The following is a 20,151-nucleotide window of genomic DNA, read 5'->3' on the forward strand; positions in this document are numbered from 1 at the left end:
CCCCTATATCTTTTAACTGCTTATAAACCACTACTAACCTAAAATAATACAACACAAAGCATGTCAAAAACTGCGCAATCAGTTTGGAATAGCTGTCTGGCTTTTATCAAAGATAACATTACTCCACAGGCATATAAAACGTGGTTTGAACCTATACAAGCAGTAAAACTTACAGACTGTGCTCTTAGCATACAGGTTCCCTCAAAGTTTTTTTACGAGTGGTTAGAAGAACACTACGTAAAGCTTTTAAAAGTTTCGCTTACAAAAGAGCTTGGAGAAAAAGCAAAATTGGTCTATGTGATCAAAATGGAAAACACCTATGGAAACAAAATGCCGTTTACCGAGAAGATTCCAAGTACACAACGCAGCAACATGGCTTCCCAGGAAGTAGATGTACCTATAAAGAATAAAAATCCCGAATTAAAAAACCCTTTTATAATTCCGGGAATTAGAAATGTGAAAATTGAATCTCAACTAAACCCGAGCTACAATTTTGAGAATTTTCTGGAAGGAGATTCCAACCGACTTGCAAGATCGGCTGGATTAGCCGTGGCTAATAAACCAGGAGGAACTTCATTTAATCCGCTGCTTATTTTTGGCGGGGTAGGATTGGGAAAAACTCATTTAGCTCACGCGATTGGAGTTGAGATTAAAGATAAATATCCAGAAAAGACTGTTTTATATATTTCTGCCGAAAAATTTACCCAGCAATATATAGAATCTGTCAAGAAAAATAATAGGAATGATTTTATTCATTTTTATCAAATTATTGACGTTTTAATCGTTGATGACATCCAATTACTTTCGGGGAAAGCGGGAACTCAAGATGTGTTTTTCCATATTTTTAATCATTTACACCAAAACGGAAAACAGGTTATATTAACGAGTGATAAGGCACCGGTAGACATGCAAGATATTGAACAACGCTTGCTTTCCAGATTTAAATGGGGACTTTCAGCCGAATTGCAACATCCCGATTTTGAAACCAGGATTTCTATTATTAAAAACAAACTTTATCGAGATGGCGTAGAGATGCCAGAAGAGATTGTTGAGTTTCTAGCCAATAATATTAAAACAAATATTCGCGAACTCGAAGGCGCAATCATTTCGCTTATCGCCCACTCTTCTTTCAACAAAAAAGATATTACACTAGAACTTGCTAAAAAGATCGTAGACAACTACGTAAAAAACACCAAACGCGAAGTTTCTATAGATTATATCCAGAAAGTGGTGAGTGATTATTTCCAGATGGATGTACAGACTTTGCAGTCTAAAACACGAAAAAGACATATTGTACAGGCAAGACAGCTTGCTATGTTTTTTGCTAAAAAGTTTACCAAAGCATCATTGGCTAGTATTGGTTCACAAATTGGAAAACGTGATCACGCCACCGTTTTACATGCCTGCAAAACTGTAGACAATTTATCTACAACCGATAAACAATTCAAGAAATTTGTTGAAGATCTTAATAAGAAACTTACCATATAAAAACATTTTATGAAAACTAAGGTATTAATGGTGTGTCTTGGCAATATTTGCAGATCACCGCTTGCCGAGGGAATTTTAAAATCTAAAGTTGATGAATCTCAGGTTTTCGTAGACTCAGCCGGCACGGGAAATTACCATATAGACGATGCTCCCGATCCTCGGTCTATTGCCATAGCAAAAAAGAACAATTTGGACATCACTTACCAGCGCGGAAGACAATTCCAGGCTGAGGATTTTGATAAATTTGATCGCATTTATGTGATGGACAATCAAAATTTTAAAGATGTAATCTCACTTGCCAGAAACGACGATGATCGCGCTAAAGTCCAACTGATTTTAGATGAAATTTTCCCTGCGGAAAACGTAGATGTCCCAGACCCGTATTATGGCGGAGACCACGGATTTGAAAACGTATACCAAATGCTTGATGAGGCTTGCGATAAAATAGCAAACCAACTAAAGGAAGAAAACAAAGCATAATGGCAGACTTTAAATATTCCGGTAAACTTTATCTTATTCCCACCACTATGGGAGCGGCAAATCCTATGCAGGTTTTACCAATACAGGTTAAAGAAATTATGGAAAACCTGGATATTTATATTGTCGAAAACGAAAAAACAGCCCGCCGACATATAAAACAACTACTTTCGGAGAAACAGCAATCTATTTTAAAGTTTTTCAGCTTAAATAAATTTACTGAAGCTACTGAAATCCCTTACTTTTTAAACGACTGTAAAGATGGAAAAGACGTAGGTTTATTAAGCGAAGCCGGTTGCCCCGGTGTTGCAGATCCGGGCGCTGAAATTGTAAAAATTGCTCACCAGGAAGGTATACAGGTAATTCCATTAGTTGGGCCTTCTTCAATTCTACTGGCAATGATGGGCAGCGGAATGAACGGACAGCGTTTCACCTTTAATGGCTACTTACCTATAGATAAAAAAGAGAGGAAAAAAGAAATTAAAGATTTAGAGCGACTTTCTTCAGAAAAACAGGAAGCTCAAATTTTTATTGAAACTCCTTACCGAAATAATAAGTTACTGGAAGATTTTTTACAACTTTTACATCCAACTACCAGGCTTTGCGTAGCTTGTGATCTTACACTGCCTACAGAATATATAGCAACCAAACCAGTTTCAGAATGGAGTAAAACAAAAACAGACCTCCATAAGAGGCCTGCTATTTTTATATTTCAGAAAGAAATCTAAGCTCTATAAGCTTTTATATTTACTCTCGGATTTTTCTCCGGCTGCACAAAAGAGGTATCGTAGCCACCAAATTTCTTCATATAATTTCTTATTGAGGTTCCAAAGGCATCGCTAAAAGACTGCGCGCCCCAACTTCTCAAGTATTTTTTAACACTTCCAGGACCAGCGAGATGGGCAGCGGCAATAATACCAGATTCGGTAACTTTCACCCCATTGATCACTTTGCCTTCAAAACGAGCAATATCACGAATTAAGATCCACTTGTTTCTGGAAGCATTCGTGTAAAAGGCAGCCTCCTGTAGTTCTGGTGAATTTAGGAACTCTGCACCATTGTAAATACCTAGTAACTCCAGGGTACCAATACCAAACTGATATTTCCCCATGTAGCCAAACTCATTAATAGTTTGATAGTTTCCTCGGGATTCTTTAAAACCTAAGGCTTCTTTAAAACCATCATAGGACTTTCCTAGTTTAGGCAAAGGCCTTTTAAAATTTAGATCTTTCACTAATTCGTCTTCCTCTAAAAGGTTCACGGTATAGTTTAGATCAAGATTGGAAGTTGAATATCCTTCAATTTCCAGATTTGCTGCTTCTCTAGTTGAAAAACTGAAAAACATTGAGCCTGCAAAAACAGGCAAGATTGAAAATTTTGCAATTTTCCTTCTCATTACATTTTGTTTCTGAAAGGTTAATGGCTTTAGTCAAATATTAAACTAATGCCCCTTTCAATTTCGCGGTGCAAATGTACAACAAATTTTAAAAATCTGAAGAACAAGCTGTTAAGTAAATTATAAAGTTTGATTTTAGCTTAACAGCTCAATAAGAAACCACTATTCAAGACGTTAGAGATTGTATAACAACCTGGAGATAAAAACTTTTTTATCTTTTTACTCCCTGTTTATTAATCCAACGCACATATTCCTGCTTATTTCGGTTATGTTGCGCCAAATTTTTTGCGAATTTATGGTAGCCAAAATTCTTCACATCGGCTACAAAATAAAAATAATCATGATCCTGATAATTAAGCACTGCTTTTATGGAAGAGATATCTGGCATAAAAATAGGGCCGGGAGGTATTTCTTTATACATATAAGTATTGTACGGGGAATCTATTTTTAAATCTTTATACAGCACCCTTTTTATAATGGTATCCCATTTCTGGGTTTTATTTTTAAGTGCATAGATTACAGTAGGATCTGCATCTAACTTCCAGCCGTTTTTATGCCGGTTCATATAAACCCCAGCTACTTTTGGGCGCTCATCTACTTTGGCTGTCTCTTTTTGCACTATTGAAGCCAAAGTGGAAACTTCTTTAGGATTCAATCCAATTTCTTCGGCTTTCTTTCTTTTTTCTTCGGTCCAGAAACGTTCATATTCACGTTTCATTCTACTTCTAAATTCCTCAGCTGAAGTATTCCAATATAATTCATATTGATTGGGAATATACATCGCTAAAGCTTCCGCCTGCGTAAAATCGTTTTCAGCTAAAAAGTCTTCATCCTTAAAAGCTTTAATCAATGAAGTGCTATCTGCTTCAATCTGCGAGGCAATTCTGCCGGCAAGATTCTCAAGACGCTCCTGATTATTAAAGGTAAGTCTTACCGGTACATTTCCACGTCTCAAAGCATTTACCAATTCATTATTATTCATTCCGGGTTTAATGTCAAACCTCCCCGCTTTGATATTTGAAGCATAGCCTTTTTTCCGGGCTATAAGATCAAAAGATTCCATATCTTCAACATAAGGCTGAAGGCTGTCTATCACCGTTTGATAATCTGCACCGGTGGGCACATAAATCATTTTTTCTTCCGAAAAGCTAGTATTTGCTGAGAATATACTGGTATAAATATAATAACTAAAAACAGAAAGACCTATAAGTCCAAGAATGGCAATAGCCAGGAGAATTTTTTTAATGTACATTATTTATTGATCAATTGATATAGAATTTCGTCTTTAAACTGGCCTTGAACATAAGTCCAATCTTTTTTCACCCCAACTCTCTGGAACCCGAGATTTTCAAAAAGCTTTACGCTGGTTTCGTTTCCCTGTGTAACATTCGCATAAACCTGGTGTATGGCAAGATGCGTAAAACAATAATTACAAATAAGTTTAAGCGCTTCTGCGCCGTAGCCTTTCCCTCGTTCTGCTACATCTGCTATTAGAATACCAAGTGCCGCACGGCGATCTTTAGGCTCAAAATCAAAGATATCTATAAGCCCCACTTCTTTATCCTTTAGATTACATATTACGAGGCGCAGCTGTTTTATATCATAAATATCCCGATGCGCATTTTCCAGGTATTGTTTAATCACAAAACGAGAATAAGGAGTTTGTGTAGCACTAACTTCCCAAAATTCTTCGGTATTCTCCACAGTGTGAACAAAATCGAGATCTTCGGGCTCCAGGGCTCTTAGATAAACCTTATCTCCTTTTAAGCTTAGCATATTATTTCACCTTTAAAAACCTGTTCTGCCGGGCCGGTTAACCAAACATCAGTATAGGCTTCACTTTCCTTTTTAAAAGAAACCGATAATTCACCACCCGGAACAATAAGTTTTACAGAATTACCATTTGCTTTACCGGATGCGTGTGCTGCCAAAGCGACTGCGGTTACACCGGTACCACAGGAAAGCGTTTCGTCTTCCACCCCCCTTTCGTAAGTTCTTACCAAAAAAGTATTATTCTCCTGCATATCTACAAAATTCACATTGGCACCACCGCTGCTAGCATAAGCATCAGAATACCGAATTTCTGCACCTTCTTTTTTTACATCAAGATTAGCTACATTTTTTGTAAATACCACGTGGTGTGGTGAGCCTGTGTCTAGAAAGGCTGTATTTCCCAAGTGCTTTATTTCAGTAAGGTTTTGCATTTGCAAGCTTACCTCATGTCCAGTAATAGTTGCCTTATGAGGGCCATCTACAGCAGTAAAAGTCGCTTCGTTTTCAATAATTCCCAAAAACTTTGCAAAAGCGACTAAACAACGCCCGCCATTACCACACATGCTACTTTCGTTTCCATCGGCATTAAAATAGACCATTTTAAAATCGTCTTCAGCTACTTCAGGGTTTTCTAAAAGTATCAATCCATCGCCTCCAATGCCAAATTTTCGGTCACAAAGTTGCTTAATTAATTTGGTATTGTTTTTGGATAATAGTTGTTGACGGTTATCAATCATCACAAAATCGTTTCCCGTACCTTGATATTTATAAAATGGAATTTTCATTACTTAAATTTTAAGGGTTACAAAGATACTATAAAATACAAGATTTCCCGGGGTGTTAAATGGCCGTTAAAGTTAAAAACACCAAATACTAATATTATAATTTTAAAGTTGAATTATATAAAAATACGTCTTACAAAATGAAAAATCTATCAAAACTACTTCTCGTTTCCATCCTTGGAGGCGCCTTGACCTTAGGGAGTTATAAAATATTTTTCGAGGAAGAAATTCCGGCAGGCTTACCACCGGTTTCTAATACTGCCGCTGAAGCAATCCCGGCGAATTATTCGGGAAATATTTACGGCACGAATGCCGATTTTACTGAAGCCGCAGAAAATACCGTTAATGGTGTAGTTCACGTTAAAAATGTGGCGGTTTTTAAAGGCCCACGAACAATGAGAGACCTTATTTATGGTAATCATAGCGGCGGAAAAGCGCTTCAGGGAGCAGGTTCTGGAGTTATAATTTCACCCGATGGTTATATAGTAACGAACAACCACGTAATTAAGGAAGCAAATGAGGTTGAAGTTACCTTGAACAATAATAAAACCTACAAAGCTGAAATTATTGGTACCGATGAAACTTCAGATATCGCTTTATTAAAAATTGATGCTGAAGGTTTGGATTATATTCCATTTGGGGATTCTGACAATGTGAAACTCGGTGAATGGGTTTTAGCGGTTGGAAATCCGTTTAATCTAAAATCTACCGTTACTGCAGGAATTATAAGTGCTACGGCAAGAGATCTAAATACTTACGATGCCACTCCTCAGTCTTTTATCCAAACTGATGCAGCCATAAACCCGGGAAATAGCGGTGGTGCTTTGGTGAATATTAATGGCGAATTAGTAGGAATTAATACCGCCATCACTTCTCAAACCGGTAGTTATGTAGGTTATGCTTTTGCAGTGCCCTCCAACAACACCAGGAAAATCGTAGAAGATATTATGGAATATGGTGATGTCCAAAAGGGAATTCTAGGTATTAAAGGAGGTAGTGTTAACCAACGTGCCATTGAAGAATTAAACCTACAAACTTCCCAGGGAGTTTTGGTAGCTGAAGTCACTAGTGGAAGCGGAGCAGAAAAAGCAGGATTGCAAGAGGGCGATATTATCAAGAAAATAGATGATATTAATATCACAAAATTCTCAGATCTTACCGGGTACATTTACACCAAAAGGCCAGACGACGAAGTTGAAGTTACTTTTTTAAGAAAAGGTAATGAAAGACAGGCCATCGTAAAACTTAGTAAATTTGAAACCTATGTTATTTCACCTATTAAAATTGAAGTCGCCAATGCTACTGATGAAGATTTGCAAGCTCTAAATGTTGAGCATGGTGTAAAAATTCATCGAACATTATCCCCAAAATTACCCGCTTCAGAATTAGTAGGAACCATTATTACTGCAATTGACAACAAACGAGTTTCTAATGTTGGTGATGTAGAGCGAATTTTTAGAAGTAAAAATCCTTCAGAAGAAATAATTATTAGCATCGTTGATAAAAATGGCCAAAAACAGCGGATGGTTTGGCGATAACACCCAAGCATTAGAGTCAATGAAAACTCCCTTTTTTAAGAGGGAGTTTTTTATGCCAAATTCTCTTTACGAAAACGTTTGAAATATATACTTTTGCGCCATTATTAAAACAATACAAACCACACATGAACTTTAATAAAGTTTACGAAAAAGAGCTTTCTTTTCAGGCAAACCGGCGCAAAGCGACCGTAGAATTCATTAACATCATTAGCGATCTTTGGTACGATAAGTCCATAGAACTCGTAATTTTTAGAAATCAATTGCTCAATAGAAATGTGAGCGATATTCTTAACCTTCACGAATATGCGGGTGAATTTGTACAAAAACCTATTTCAATTTTTGATTCGGTAGAAATTGCAAAAGCCATCCAGGATATGGATCTACCACCTGCTAAACTGGATATTGGTAAATTAACTTATGAATATCATTTAGAAGACCAGGGACATCTTAATGCTATGGCTTTTGTTTCAGATAAATTAAAGGATGCTAAAAAATACGATAAAATAGTGCCAAAAGATGTGGTGCTTTATGGTTTTGGACGTATCGGCCGTTTAGTGGCCAGAGAACTTATGGCAAGAACCGGTAAAGGTAGTCAGTTAAGATTACGTGCTATTGTAACCCGTGGTGCGGTAGATAGAACTGTACTGGAAAAACGTGCTTCTTTATTAAAAAATGATTCAGTCCACGGAGATTTTTCAGGAACTGTAAGTATAGATGAAGAAAATAATGCGCTCATTATAAATGGTACTACCGTAAATATAATTTCCGCAGATAAACCTGAGGATATCGATTATACAAAATTCGGGATAAATAAAGCTTTAATTATAGATAACACCGGCGCTTTTCGAGACAAAGAAGCACTAAGCAGGCACCTAAAAGCAAAAGGAGCGGCAAAGGTTTTACTTTCTGCACCTGGCAAAGGCGTCCCTAATATTGTTCATGGGGTAAATCATAAAGAATATAACCCTGATAAAATTTCAATATTTTCTGCAGCTTCTTGTACCACCAACGCCATCACTCCTGTTTTAAAAGCCGTTCAGGACACGCTAGGCGTTGTTCACGGGCATTTAGAAACTATTCATGCCTACACCAACGACCAAAACCTGGTAGACAATATGCACAGCAAATACCGCAGGGGTCGTGCTGCTGCGCTCAATATGGTTATTACCGAAACCGGTGCCGGAAAAGCCGTTGCCAAGGCTTTACCTGTTTTTGAAGGTAAATTAACATCTAATGCAATTAGAGTTCCTGTACCTAACGGTTCTCTAGCTATTTTGAATCTTGAGGTTGAAGCCAACACCAGTGTAGATGGATTAAACAATATTTTAAAGAAATATGCCCTGGAAGGTTCACTTGTAGAACAGATTAAATACTCTTTAAACAATGAGTTGGTATCGTCTGACATTGTAGGCTCTAACGCTCCTGCAATTTATGATAGCAAAGCGACTATAGTTTCGGGAGACGGGAAGAACGTGGTTCTTTATATTTGGTACGATAATGAATACGGCTACAGTCATCAGTTAATAAGGCTGGCAAAGTATATTGCAAAAGTTAGAAGATTCACTTATTATTAATATTTCATAATAAGATAAAATACCGGAAAACCCACCTAAATTTGGTGGGTTTTTTATTCGAAATACTTTACATTTGCGCGCTCAAATTATTAATTTAAAGGAATTTATAAAAATAAGCTTCAAATTAGGTAAGTCTTTTACAATAAGTAAAAAAAGAAGGCGTTCAAGCATATAAATTCCAACCAGAAAAACCCCAAATGATGCGTAAAATTATTTTTTCAAGTTTACTTTTTATATTATCAGTTAATGTTTTAACCGCTCAAGATTCATTAGCCACTTCTAATTTTATTGAAGATGAATTTGACAACCTTATCGAGTCTTCAAATAATTACCAGGGCTACAAAGTAGTAGATTATGATGCTTTAATTGAATTACGGGACAATACCAAACGCCACGTACAGGAATTAAAGAACGAGCTTCAGGAAGAACAAAGCACTATAGCTAGCCAAAATGAAGAAATTGAAAACCTCAAAAATCAGTTAGCAGAAACCCAGGAAGATCTAAAACGTGTAAACGAAGAAAAAGATGCCATAAAATTTCTTGGCATGCCTTTTAGCAAAGGAAGTTATATGGCAATGATGTGGGGAATAGTTGGATTTCTAATTCTAGCGCTTCTTTTCTTTATTTATAAGTTTAAGAATTCTAATGCTACAACTAAAGAAGCAAGGCACAGATTAAACGAGACCGAAAAGGAATTTGACGCTTATCGCGCTAAAGCTTTGGAGAAGGAACAACGTTTAGGTCGTATGCTCCAGGATGAGAAAAACAAAGCCAAAGAATAATTCTTCTTCAGCTTAAATTTTAATCCCTCCAGAGGGTTTAATTTGTCGAGACTTGCCTCGCTTTTTAAGAAGTATTTTACGATTCATACCTCGTGAGGCTTGCCCCGAGGTTTTTGATTTAGCATCTTTACATTTTATAAGAAAATATGCGCATAGATATTATTACCGTAGTCCCAGATTTACTTAAAAGTCCTTTTGATGCTTCTATACTAAAAAGAGCCATAGAAAACGGCCACGTAGAAATTCATCTGCATAATTTAAGAGATTATGTAACCGATAATTATAAGCAAATTGACGACTATCAATTTGGCGGAGGCGCCGGGATGGTAATGATGGTAGAGCCAATAGACAAGTGCATCTCAGATCTTAAGAGTCAGCGTGATTATGATGAAGTAATTTATATGAGCCCGGATGGAGACCGTTTTAATCAAAAAACTGCGAATGCACTTTCCCTTAAGGAAAATATAATTATTCTCTGCGGACATTATAAAGGAGTAGATCAAAGAGTACGTGATCATTTTATCACCAAAGAAATTTCTATTGGTGATTATGTGCTTTCTGGGGGAGAACTTGGCGCTGCTGTGGTTTGTGATGCTATCATTAGGCTAATTCCCGGTGTTTTAGGCAATGAGACTTCAGCGTTAACCGATTCTTTTCAGGATAATCTGCTCGCTCCCCCGGTTTATACAAGACCTGCGGAATATAAGGGGTGGAAAGTACCGGAAATATTAACTTCGGGTAATTTTCCGAAGATAGAAGCCTGGCGGGAAGAAAAAGCCTGGGAAAGAACCAGGCGCTTAAGGCCTGATCTTTTGGATGAAACAGAAAAATAATTGCAATTTCACAATTGCATTATAAATTAAAATTAATACTTTTGCACTCGTTCTAAAATAACCTCTGGCGAGATCCGTGTATGTTGTTTTGGATTTTACATTAAATAATAAATTATGGAATCGTTAATTAAGTACGTACAAGACGAATTCGTTGAAAGAAAAGATTTACCTCAATTTTCTGCAGGTGATACCATTACTGTGTATTACGAAATTAGAGAGGGTCAAAAAACCCGTACCCAGTTTTTTAAAGGGGTAGTAATTCAGAAAAGAGGAAGTGGTTCTTCGCAAACATTTACCATTAGAAAAATGAGTGGTACTGTAGGTGTTGAAAGAATTTTTCCTTTAAACCTTCCTGCAATTCAAAAAATTGAATTGAACAAACGAGGAAAAGTAAGAAGAGCTCGTATTTATTACTTTAGAGAACTTACCGGGAAAAAAGCCCGTATTAAGGAAGCTAAAAGATAAGATACATTTTATTGAACTTATAGAAAGCCCCGAAATTTCGGGGCTTTTTTTATACATAATTTTTCATAAAAAGATTCATGTAACAACTCCATATTTTACTTTTCACAACACTTATAACTCATAACAATAAATACTTAACTCATTTGACATATTTATTAAAAATATTTTACTAATATTTTGTTAACTATATGTAATTACGTAATTTCAAGCTCATTGAAAAAACTAAAACATATATTATGAAAAAAACCACTATTCAATTAGGGAAAACATTACTCTGTGTTTTCTTTTTTGGAGCTGTATTTGGTTCCTGTGAAAAAGAAGAAAATTTACCTAACAATGATGAAATGGAATCTTCCGAATTAAAAGAACCTCCATTTAAAAATTACATGGTCATCACTGAATCAAGCGATTTAACAAAAAGTGTTGAAAGCGCTCTTAAAACCAGCGGAGGAGAGATCGTAAGTTCAATTCCTGAAATTGGAATTTCCATTGTAAATTCAAAAGATTCAAATTTCATTCAGAACACCATGAAGAACAGAAACGTTACTTCTGTTGTTCCAGATTATGAAATAGCCTGGATACCTACTTCTGAAAATATAGAAGCTAACCTTCCGGAAGCCACACCAAGTATTGGAAGTACAGAACCTTATTATTTCTACGATTATCTTTGGGGATTAGAGGCTATTGACGCTCCTGAAGCCTGGAATGCAGGTTTTACAGGTAGTGGCGCAAGTGTATTTGTGCTTGACTCGGGTATAGATGCTGAACATGTGGAACTAGCTCCAAATTTGAACACTTCACTTTCAGCTTCATTTATACCTGGAGAAGATTGGAATATTTTAGACAGCACCCCTTTTGATAATCACGGAACTCATGTAGCAGGAACCATAGCTGCTGCTCAAAATGGATTGGGTCTTATTGGTGTTGCTCCAAAAGCCGAACTTGTTGCCGTAAAGGTGCTTTCTGAATTTACCGGTAATGGTCCTTTTAGCTCTATTAATGCAGGTATTGTTTATGCAGGTGCTAACCAAGCTGACGTAATAAACATGAGTTTAGGCGCTACCCTAAATAAAAATGGCAAATTGATTGATGCCAATGGTGTACCTTACAAAATTCCGGGTAAATATATTATGGAAATTGTAAATGCACAACAAAGAGCAATAGATTATGCTGCTAAGCAAGGCAGTACGATAATCGCTTCGGCAGGTAATGATGGAGTTAATTATGATGGGAATTCTGCGTATATTAAACTACCCGGCGGACTAAATAATGTGATAACCGTATCTGCCACGGCACCTGAAGGTTACGATTGGACTGCAGATTATACAAATTTTGATATTCCATCAAGTTATACTACACATGGAAAATCTTTAGTAGATATCGCTGCACCCGGAGGCGATTTTGATGTTGCTCTTGAAGATATGATTCTAAGCACCGGTAATAATAACGGCTTATATTGGAGTGCAGGTACAAGTATGGCGGCCCCACATGTTTCAGGCGTTGCTGCTTTGATCATTGCTAAAAATGGTGGTGAAATGCTTCCAAAAGAAGTTGCTAAACAAATTGAGAAGACAGCCGATAAGGTTGACGGAAACGGCCAAAGCTTATTTTTTGGAAAAGGAAGAATAAATGCCTACCGTGCTGTGACAGAATAGAAAGATTCAAAAACATTAAAAGCCCCGAAAATTCGGGGCTTTTTTTATGCTTAAAAGAAATAAAAACAGATCGTAACTTACTACCCAACAAAGTGTTAAATATCTTGCACAAACTTGTATTTGGTTGTATATTTAGTATAGGAATTAGTTGAAGAAAGAATGACAAAAGGATTTCTTAAGCAATAAGTTCTTAGTAAAGATTAAAAACCTTTACATACGGTTTTTATCTTCTATATAACGCTCATTTTTTGCCAGGTCAAAAGAAGTTTGAAGGATAAAAGCCTTTAGATTCAGAAATATAACTTTATTAAGTTTTTATTTTTGAGTCATTGAAATAATATACACCGGGATTTTTCCCTTAAAGAATTTCGAAAATTCAGTGAGCATATATTATTTCAGTTGAAGCCATTTCATTTTAGCAAATAAGATGAAATGGCTTTTTTATGCCCTTTAAATAACAATTAACAAGCTTTCATGTTGCTTCAGCTATGATAAAAGCTTGAAAAATATTATATTGCACAGCGCTCGAACGCCCAGTAAAAATTGGGCGTTCAGTCAGTTTAGACTATTCATAATTAATTAGCTATAAAAATCACATAATGACACAGATTGGAAAGATAATTTATACAAAAACAGATGAAGCTCCGGCTTTAGCTACTTATTCATTTTATCCCATTGTTAAATCTTACACGAAGGCGGCCAATGTAGGAATGGAAACTAAAGATATTTCCCTCGCTGGAAGAATTTTATCTCAGTTTCCCCAATATCTTTCAGAAGATCAAAAAGTAAGCGACGATTTAGCTGAACTTGGAGAGTTAGCCAAAAAACCTGAGGCTAATATCATTAAATTACCAAATATCAGTGCATCTGTTCCTCAGCTTAAAGCGGCTATTAAGGAACTTCAGGAAAAAGGATATAAATTACCTAATTATCCAGACGAACCTGCTAATGATGATGAGCAGAAAATCCAGGCTACTTACGATAAAGTAAAAGGCAGTGCCGTAAATCCAGTGCTTCGAGAAGGAAATTCTGATAGACGCGCGCCTAAAGCCGTAAAGAATTTCGCTAAAAAACATCCGCATTCTATGGGCAAATGGAGTTCAGACTCCAAATCTCATGTGGCGACTATGAACAGTGGAGATTTTAAAGCCAATGAAAAATCGTTAACCCTTAGCGAAGAAACCAATGTAAAAATTGAATTTGCTTCAAAAAGCGGAAATAAAAAGGTACTTAAAGATAATTTGCACCTACTTAAAGGTGAAGTTATTGATGCCAGCCTAATGAGTAAAAATGCCCTTTTAAAATTTCTTAGAGAGCAGGTAAAAGATGCTAAAGAAAAAGGTGTGCTATTTTCACTGCATATGAAGGCTACAATGATGAAGGTTTCTGACCCCATTATTTTTGGTCATGCAGTTAAAGTATTTTTTGAAGATGTTTTCAATAAATATGGAGAAGAAATTAAAAATGCCGGTGGAGATCCAAACAGCGGATTGGGAGATATCTTAAATGCTATTGAAAAACTTCCTGCCGATAAAAAAGCAGAAATAGAGTCTAAAATTAAAGCTGATCTTGAACAGGGACCAGATTTAGCGATGGTGAATTCTGATAAAGGAATTACCAACCTTCACGTACCAAGTGATGTTATTATTGATGCTTCTATGCCTGCAATGATTAGAACTTCAGGACAAATGTGGAATAAAAATAACGAAACTCAGGATACCAAAGCGGTAATTCCAGATAGTAGTTATGCGCCACTTTACCAGGAAACTATTGAATTCTGCCAAAAACATGGTGCCTTTGATCCTACTACTATGGGAACTGTTCCAAACGTAGGCTTAATGGCTCAAAAAGCTGAAGAATATGGTTCACACGATAAGACTTTTGAAATTCCTGCTGCCGGAACTGTTCGTGTAATTGATGAAAGTGGAAAAACTTTAACAGAGCATGAAGTTGAAGAAGGTGATATCTGGAGAATGTGCCAGGTTAAGGATGCTCCGGTACAGGATTGGATTAAATTAGCAGTTAATAGAGGAAAAGCAACAGGATGGCCAGCTATTTTCTGGTTAGATGAGAACCGCGCTCACGATGCTGAGCTTATCAAAAAAGTAAATCAATATTTACCAGATCACGATACTGAAGGCGTAGATATCAAAATAATGTCAGTTGCTGAAGCTACTAAATACACTTTAGAACGAGTAAAAGCCGGAAAAGACACGATCTCTGTTACAGGAAACGTATTAAGAGATTATCTAACCGATCTTTTCCCAATTTTAGAAGTAGGTACCAGTGCGAAAATGCTTTCTATTGTTCCTCTTATGAACGGTGGTGGTTTATTTGAAACCGGTGCCGGAGGATCTGCTCCTAAACATGTGCAACAATTCCTTCAAGAAGGTCACTTACGTTGGGATTCTCTTGGAGAATTTCTTGCGCTGGCTGCTTCTCTGGAACATTTAGGTGAAAAATATGACAATAAAAAGGCACTTGTTCTTTCTGAAGCTTTAGATAACGCCACCAATAAATTTTTAGAGAATAGTAAATCTCCGTCTAGAAAAGTTAACGAACTGGATAACCGTGGTAGTCATTTTTATCTCGCTTTATATTGGGCTCAAGCTTTGGCAGCCCAGGATAAAGACGCTGATTTAAAAGAGCATTTCAAAAATGTTGCTTCTAAATTAGAAGAAAATGAAGAGCAAATCAATAAAGAGCTAATAGATGCTCAGGGATCTTCAGTAAATATTGGAGGTTATTATAAACCTGAAGAAGAGCTTACTTCTAAGGCCATGAGACCTAGCCAGCTTTTAAATGATATTTTAGGATAATTAAGTTCTAAATTAATGTTATAAAAAAAGCCGTTTCAAATTGAAACGGCTTTTTTTATAACATTAATCTTACTTCAACAATTCTTAATAATTGTATTAAGTTTTTAAATAATAAGCTTCTACACTATATTTACTTAAAAAATTGAAATTCTCCCTTCCTTCTTCCCTTATATTAGTTTTCCTGTTTATCAGTTTGAGTTTAAATGCACAAGAAACTTACTCTTTAAAAGGAACTATTACCAATGCCTCCAGTAATGAAACCTTAATAGGGGTGAATATTATAATCCCCGAAGAAAATAAAGGCGTGGTGACCAACGAATATGGTTTCTATTCTATAAAATTACCCGAAGGCACTTATACTGTGGAAATCTCATATTTGGGTTTTCAAAGCCTCAGGGAAACAATTACCATAAATGGAGACACCACATTTAATACTGCACTAACTGAAGGTTCAGAGAGTTTAGACGAAGTAGTTATCCAATCTAATAACGAAGGATTCAATATTAAGAGTTCGGAAATGAGCGTTAATAAACTTTCCATAAATACCATTCAAAAACTGCCGGTAGTTTTTGGAGAAGTAGATATTATAAAGTCACTCTTATTATTGCCGGGTGTGTCTAATGCCGGGGAAGGAGCTTCAGGATTTAATGTTCGTGGTGGAGCGGTAGATCAAAATCTTATTTTACTTGATGAAGCTACTATTTTTAATTCCTCGCACCTCTTTGGATTCTTTTCGGTTTTTAATCCAGATGCAATTAAAGATCTAAAATTATACAAAGGGGGGATTCCTGCCAAATATGGCGGCAGGGTTTCTTCGGTTTTAGATATTTATCAGCGTGATGGCAATAGTAAAGAATTTGAGGCCCAGGGTGGGATTGGCGTTATTTCCAGCCGATTACTTGCCGAAGGACCCATTGTAAAAGATAAAGGCTCTTTTCTTGTGGGAGGCCGAAGTTCATATGCCCATCTATTTCTAAAATTGGCCGACAACCCAAATTCAGCTTATTTCTATGATCTGAATACAAAACTGACTTATTCCCTGAATGATGATAATAAATTACTGTTTTCAGGTTATTTTGGTCGGGATGTTTTTGATATTAATCAGAATTTTATAAACACCTACGGAAATTCGGTTTTTAACCTTAGATGGAACCATTTAGTTTCCGATGATATTTTCACCAATCTATCACTTATTTATAGTGATTATTATTACGGACTTACCCTTGATTTTGTGGGATTCAATTGGGATAGCGGCATTAAAAACCTGAATATAAAATATGACTTCAACCACTATTTAAACAATAACTTTCAACTGGAATATGGGATTCATAATACTTACTATGAATTTAATCCGGGGGAGATTGAACCCATAGATGAAAATTCTGGTATTAATTATTTTAAGCTTACCAATAAATACGCTTTTGAAAATGCAACTTACTTCTCTGTGGAACATATGATATCTAATAGCCTTTCCGCAGAATATGGGATAAGGTTCAGTAATTTCTTTAGACTGGGCCAGGATAGCTTCAATGTATACGAAAATGACAATCCAATAATTTACAATGCCAGTCTTGATATTTATGAGGAAGCAGAACCTATAGGTCAAGAATCATATTCAAGGTCTGAAGTAATTAAAACCTTTTCTAACCTGGAGCCCAGAATTGCTTTGGCTTATAGTTTTAACGATAATCAATCGATAAAAGCCAGTTATAACAGAATGGCTCAATATCTTCATTTAATTTCTAATACCAGTTCTCCTACTCCACTTGATGTATGGGCACCAAGTGGCCCGTTTATTAAACCACAAATCCTGGATCAATATGCTCTGGGATATTTCCGTAAATTTAAGGAAGGAAAATATACTTTAGAATCAGAAGTTTTTTATAAAGATATCCAGAATCGAATAGACTATGTGAATGGCGCCAACCTTATCGCTAATAATAATATTGAAACTATTATCCTAAACGGAAAATCAAGAGCCTATGGTTTAGAAATTCTAGCAAAGAAGAATGAAGGTCGTTTAACCGGATGGTTAGCGTACACTTTATCTAAATCTGAACAACAAACTCCCGGTAGAATGCCCATTGAAAGTGGTATAAATAACGGAAAATGGTACGCCACTAATTATGACAAAACGCATGATATAAGTTTCACTACCACTTATGATTATAATAAAAAATGGGATTTCAGTGCTAATTTTGCATTTCAAACCGGTCTGCCAGTTACTTATCCTACCGGTCAATATAATTTTAACGGAATAAACGTACCTGTATATGGTGATAGAAACAGCAATAGATTACCAGCTTATCATAGATTAGATCTTTCTGCAACTTACATCCCAAAGCCAAATAAAAAAGATGGCTTGCAATCCTCATGGAATTTTGGTATTTATAATGTATATAACAGGAAGAACGCCAATTCAATTAGCTTTAGGGAGAACGACGATACCGGGCGAAATGAAGCTGCAAAATTAAGCCTATTCGGAATAATACCTTCTGTGACCTATAATTTTAAATTTTAAGATGAAAAATTCAAGCTATTTATTCATATTATTTCTTACCCTAAGCCTAGCATCTTGCGAAGAAGTTATTGATCTTGATCTGGAAGAAAGTGAACCCAGACTTGTTATAGATGCTTCTATAATTTGGTATCTGAATACTGAAGGTAATCAACAGCAAATAACCTTATCTAACACCACAGGCTTTTATGAGGACGAAATTGAACCTGTAACTGAAGCACAAGTTACTATTCAAGCTGATAATGGAGAAGAGTTTATTTTCGAACATAAGGAACAGGGGATTTACACCAATAATAATTTCAAGCCCAGCTTAGAAGAGAACTATACCTTAAAAATAAGTTACCAGGAAGAAATATATACTGCAAGTTCCAGCTTTGTACCCGTTCCAGGAATAGATTTTATTGAGCAAAATGACGAAGGTGGATTTACGAGAGAGGATTTAGAGATTGAGCCCTTTTTCACTGATCCAGAAGGAGAAGAAAACTTTTATCTTTTCACCTTTCGAGATTTTTCTATTTCCAAACTTTCTTTGGAGATTTATGAAGATGAATTTACCGATGGTAATCAGGTCTCTGCCACCTATTCTGACGAGGATTTAGCTTCCGGTGATGAAGTATTTGTAACTATGGAAGGAATTTCAGAAGCTTTCTACAATTATTTATTTATACTCCGGTCTCAAGGTGGGGATAATGGCGGCGGACCTTTTCAATCACAGCCTGCAACTGTAAAAGGAAATATTGTAAATGAAACTAATCCAGAAAATTATCCTTTTGGTTATTTTAGACTTTCAGAAACAGATTCAACTACTTATATTATAAAGTAATGAAACATACCAACAGAGAAATATTAATGAAAGGAATTAAATATTTGGCTTTCTCTCTCCCATTAATGTTAATAGGGCCTTCTGTGCTCTTCACCGCTTTTAACAATCAAAATCATCCATATTACATTCCTGTCTTGATTCTTGGAATTATTGCATTAATTGGAGCTATACTCCTATTATTTAAAGGAATTATGACTATAGTAAAGTCTGTATTTGATTGAATATAACTTTGGCACTTGGTTTACATGAAATATACTTTTAAGAAAAAAAGTTGAAAAATAAAAATATTATTAAGATCCTTTGTCTACAGAATCAGTCTATAGTCTATCATTATATTTAGAAATAAAGCTAGTTAATGTAATTTGTCGACAAGAAAATACAATCGACAGTTATAAAATCATTCACCTATAAAACTATAAGAAAGAATTAGAAAATAAGTTTCCAAAGCTGCAATTTCAAAGAATAGAGCCATAAAACTTTGTTTCATAAGAGATTCTATAGGCTCTGATACATTCTTCTAACTAAGAACCGACATCTCAAATTTCTCCTCCTATTAATTAGCATAACTATTGTTTCGTTTTTAACATCAAAAAACTTGTATCATAATGAAGGTAGAAGGCTTTTAAAAACATAATGCCAAACCCTCTTTCTAATTCTGAATTTTTATGTCCAGGAATTTCTAAGTTTCCCCCGGTATAATTTATTTGTTTTTCGGGCAAAAAAAAAGACCCTTACAACTTAATGTAAGGGTCTTAAAAAAAAAGGCGGTGACATACTCTCCCACAAATAGCAGTACCATCTGCGCTAACGGGCTTAACTTCTCTGTTCGGAATGGGAAGAGGTGAGCCCCGTTGCCATAACCACCTTAAGTCTTTGAGTTTGGCATAAAACGGCTATAAACGTCCTATCCAACTCTTAATAAGTTGACATATTTAAGAAACAAAAAATAACGATACACTGCGGTAAGCATTCAAGCTCCCGTTATCCCTTGCGGGATAACAGGAATCGCATCAAGCTTTACGGATTATTAGTACCACTCGGCTATGACATTGCTGCCTTTACACCTATGGCCTATCAACGTGGTCGTCTCCCACGGTCCTTTAAAGAAATCTCATCTTGTGGTGGGTTTCGCGCTTATATGCTTTCAGCGCTTATCCCTTCCCAACGTAGCTACCCAGCAATGCTCCTGGCGGAACAACTGGTGCACCAGAGGTTGGTCCAATCCGGT

17 protein-coding genes and 2 rRNA genes are annotated in these 20,151 nt (G+C 36.1%); 13 read left to right on the forward strand and 6 right to left on the reverse strand.

Annotated elements, in window-relative coordinates; genetic code table 11:
- Nucleotides 1–60 precede the first annotated feature (60 nt).
- From dnaA to B5X51_RS04310, 3 genes are read left to right on the forward strand one after another with little or no spacing between them, the layout of a single operon-like run.
- Nucleotides 61–1,488: a chromosomal replication initiator protein DnaA gene (dnaA, locus tag B5X51_RS04300; protein ID WP_057481374.1), complete on the forward strand. Its 1,428-nt coding sequence runs from the start codon at nt 61–63 to the stop codon at nt 1,486–1,488.
- Nucleotides 1,489–1,497: 9 nt separating this feature from the next.
- On the forward strand, nt 1,498–1,968 hold the full coding sequence (locus B5X51_RS04305; protein ID WP_079719630.1) for a low molecular weight protein-tyrosine-phosphatase: 471 nt from the start codon (nt 1,498–1,500) through the stop codon (nt 1,966–1,968).
- Entirely contained in the window at nt 1,968–2,693 is a 726-nt protein-coding gene (locus B5X51_RS04310; RefSeq protein WP_079719631.1) for an SAM-dependent methyltransferase, read from the forward strand. The genes B5X51_RS04305 and B5X51_RS04310 overlap by 1 nt, the downstream gene beginning before the upstream one ends.
- On the opposite strand, the gene B5X51_RS04315 is transcribed toward B5X51_RS04310, so the two are convergent.
- The 4 genes from B5X51_RS04315 to dapF form a co-directional block, all read right to left on the reverse strand.
- Nucleotides 2,690–3,361 (reverse strand): peptidoglycan-binding protein LysM, encoded by a 672-nt coding sequence (locus tag B5X51_RS04315; RefSeq protein WP_079719632.1) that lies wholly within the window; start codon nt 3,359–3,361, stop codon nt 2,690–2,692. The genes B5X51_RS04310 and B5X51_RS04315 overlap by 4 nt on opposite strands.
- Before the next feature lie 211 nt (nt 3,362–3,572).
- Complete coding sequence (mltG, locus tag B5X51_RS04320; protein WP_079719633.1) at nt 3,573–4,613, reverse strand: endolytic transglycosylase MltG; 1,041 nt, start codon at nt 4,611–4,613, stop codon at nt 3,573–3,575.
- Nucleotides 4,613–5,137 carry a GNAT family N-acetyltransferase gene (locus tag B5X51_RS04325; protein ID WP_079719634.1) on the reverse strand — a complete coding sequence of 175 codons (525 nt, stop codon included), beginning with the start codon at nt 5,135–5,137 and terminating at the stop codon, nt 4,613–4,615. The genes mltG and B5X51_RS04325 overlap by 1 nt, the downstream gene beginning before the upstream one ends.
- A complete protein-coding gene (gene dapF / locus B5X51_RS04330; RefSeq protein WP_079719635.1) occupies nt 5,131–5,919 on the reverse strand; it encodes a diaminopimelate epimerase in 789 nt (262 codons plus the stop codon). Before dapF ends, B5X51_RS04325 begins: the two co-directional genes overlap by 7 nt.
- A gap of 137 nt (nt 5,920–6,056) precedes the next feature.
- On the opposite strand from dapF, the gene B5X51_RS04335 reads away from it, so the two are divergent.
- From B5X51_RS04335 to B5X51_RS04380, 10 genes are all read left to right on the forward strand, one after another.
- A complete protein-coding gene (locus B5X51_RS04335; RefSeq protein ID WP_079719636.1) occupies nt 6,057–7,454 on the forward strand; it encodes a S1C family serine protease in 1,398 nt (465 codons plus the stop codon).
- 125 nt (nt 7,455–7,579) lie between these two features.
- Nucleotides 7,580–9,028 carry a glyceraldehyde-3-phosphate dehydrogenase gene (locus B5X51_RS04340; RefSeq protein ID WP_079719637.1) on the forward strand — a complete coding sequence of 483 codons (1,449 nt, stop codon included), beginning with the start codon at nt 7,580–7,582 and terminating at the stop codon, nt 9,026–9,028.
- Between the two features lie 197 nt (nt 9,029–9,225).
- The gene (locus tag B5X51_RS04345) at nt 9,226–9,810 is read left to right on the forward strand and encodes a hypothetical protein (protein ID WP_245828700.1); all 585 of its coding nucleotides are present in this window, start codon (nt 9,226–9,228) and stop codon (nt 9,808–9,810) included.
- A 146-nt stretch (nt 9,811–9,956) separates the two neighbouring features.
- Nucleotides 9,957–10,643, forward strand: a complete 687-nt coding sequence (gene trmD, locus B5X51_RS04350) for a tRNA (guanosine(37)-N1)-methyltransferase TrmD (RefSeq protein ID WP_079719639.1) — start codon at nt 9,957–9,959, stop codon at nt 10,641–10,643.
- 114 nt (nt 10,644–10,757) lie between these two features.
- Nucleotides 10,758–11,108 (forward strand): 50S ribosomal protein L19, encoded by a 351-nt coding sequence (gene rplS, locus B5X51_RS04355; RefSeq protein ID WP_079719640.1) that lies wholly within the window; start codon nt 10,758–10,760, stop codon nt 11,106–11,108.
- 236 nt (nt 11,109–11,344) lie between these two features.
- Complete coding sequence (locus B5X51_RS04360; RefSeq protein ID WP_079719641.1) at nt 11,345–12,763, forward strand: S8 family peptidase; 1,419 nt, start codon at nt 11,345–11,347, stop codon at nt 12,761–12,763.
- Nucleotides 12,764–13,362: 599 nt separating this feature from the next.
- Entirely contained in the window at nt 13,363–15,582 is a 2,220-nt protein-coding gene (locus B5X51_RS04365; RefSeq protein WP_079719642.1) for an NADP-dependent isocitrate dehydrogenase, read from the forward strand.
- Between the two features lie 142 nt (nt 15,583–15,724).
- On the forward strand, nt 15,725–18,103 hold the full coding sequence (locus B5X51_RS04370) for a TonB-dependent receptor (RefSeq protein WP_245828701.1): 2,379 nt from the start codon (nt 15,725–15,727) through the stop codon (nt 18,101–18,103).
- Between the two features lies 1 nt (nt 18,104).
- The gene (locus B5X51_RS04375) at nt 18,105–18,923 is read left to right on the forward strand and encodes a DUF4249 family protein (protein ID WP_079719643.1); all 819 of its coding nucleotides are present in this window, start codon (nt 18,105–18,107) and stop codon (nt 18,921–18,923) included.
- Nucleotides 18,923–19,144: a DUF6095 family protein gene (locus tag B5X51_RS04380; protein ID WP_079719644.1), complete on the forward strand. Its 222-nt coding sequence runs from the start codon at nt 18,923–18,925 to the stop codon at nt 19,142–19,144. Before B5X51_RS04375 ends, B5X51_RS04380 begins: the two co-directional genes overlap by 1 nt.
- A 538-nt stretch (nt 19,145–19,682) precedes the next feature.
- Here the strand turns inward: B5X51_RS04380 and rrf are convergent.
- Both rrf and B5X51_RS04390 read right to left on the reverse strand, forming a co-directional pair.
- Nucleotides 19,683–19,791, reverse strand: a 5S ribosomal RNA gene (gene rrf / locus B5X51_RS04385).
- Nucleotides 19,792–19,929: 138 nt separating this feature from the next.
- Nucleotides 19,930–20,151 (reverse strand): 23S ribosomal RNA (locus tag B5X51_RS04390); the annotation flags it as partial.

It is taken from the genome of Salegentibacter holothuriorum (assembly GCF_900168045.1).
Taxonomy (GTDB): domain Bacteria; phylum Bacteroidota; class Bacteroidia; order Flavobacteriales; family Flavobacteriaceae; genus Salegentibacter; species Salegentibacter holothuriorum.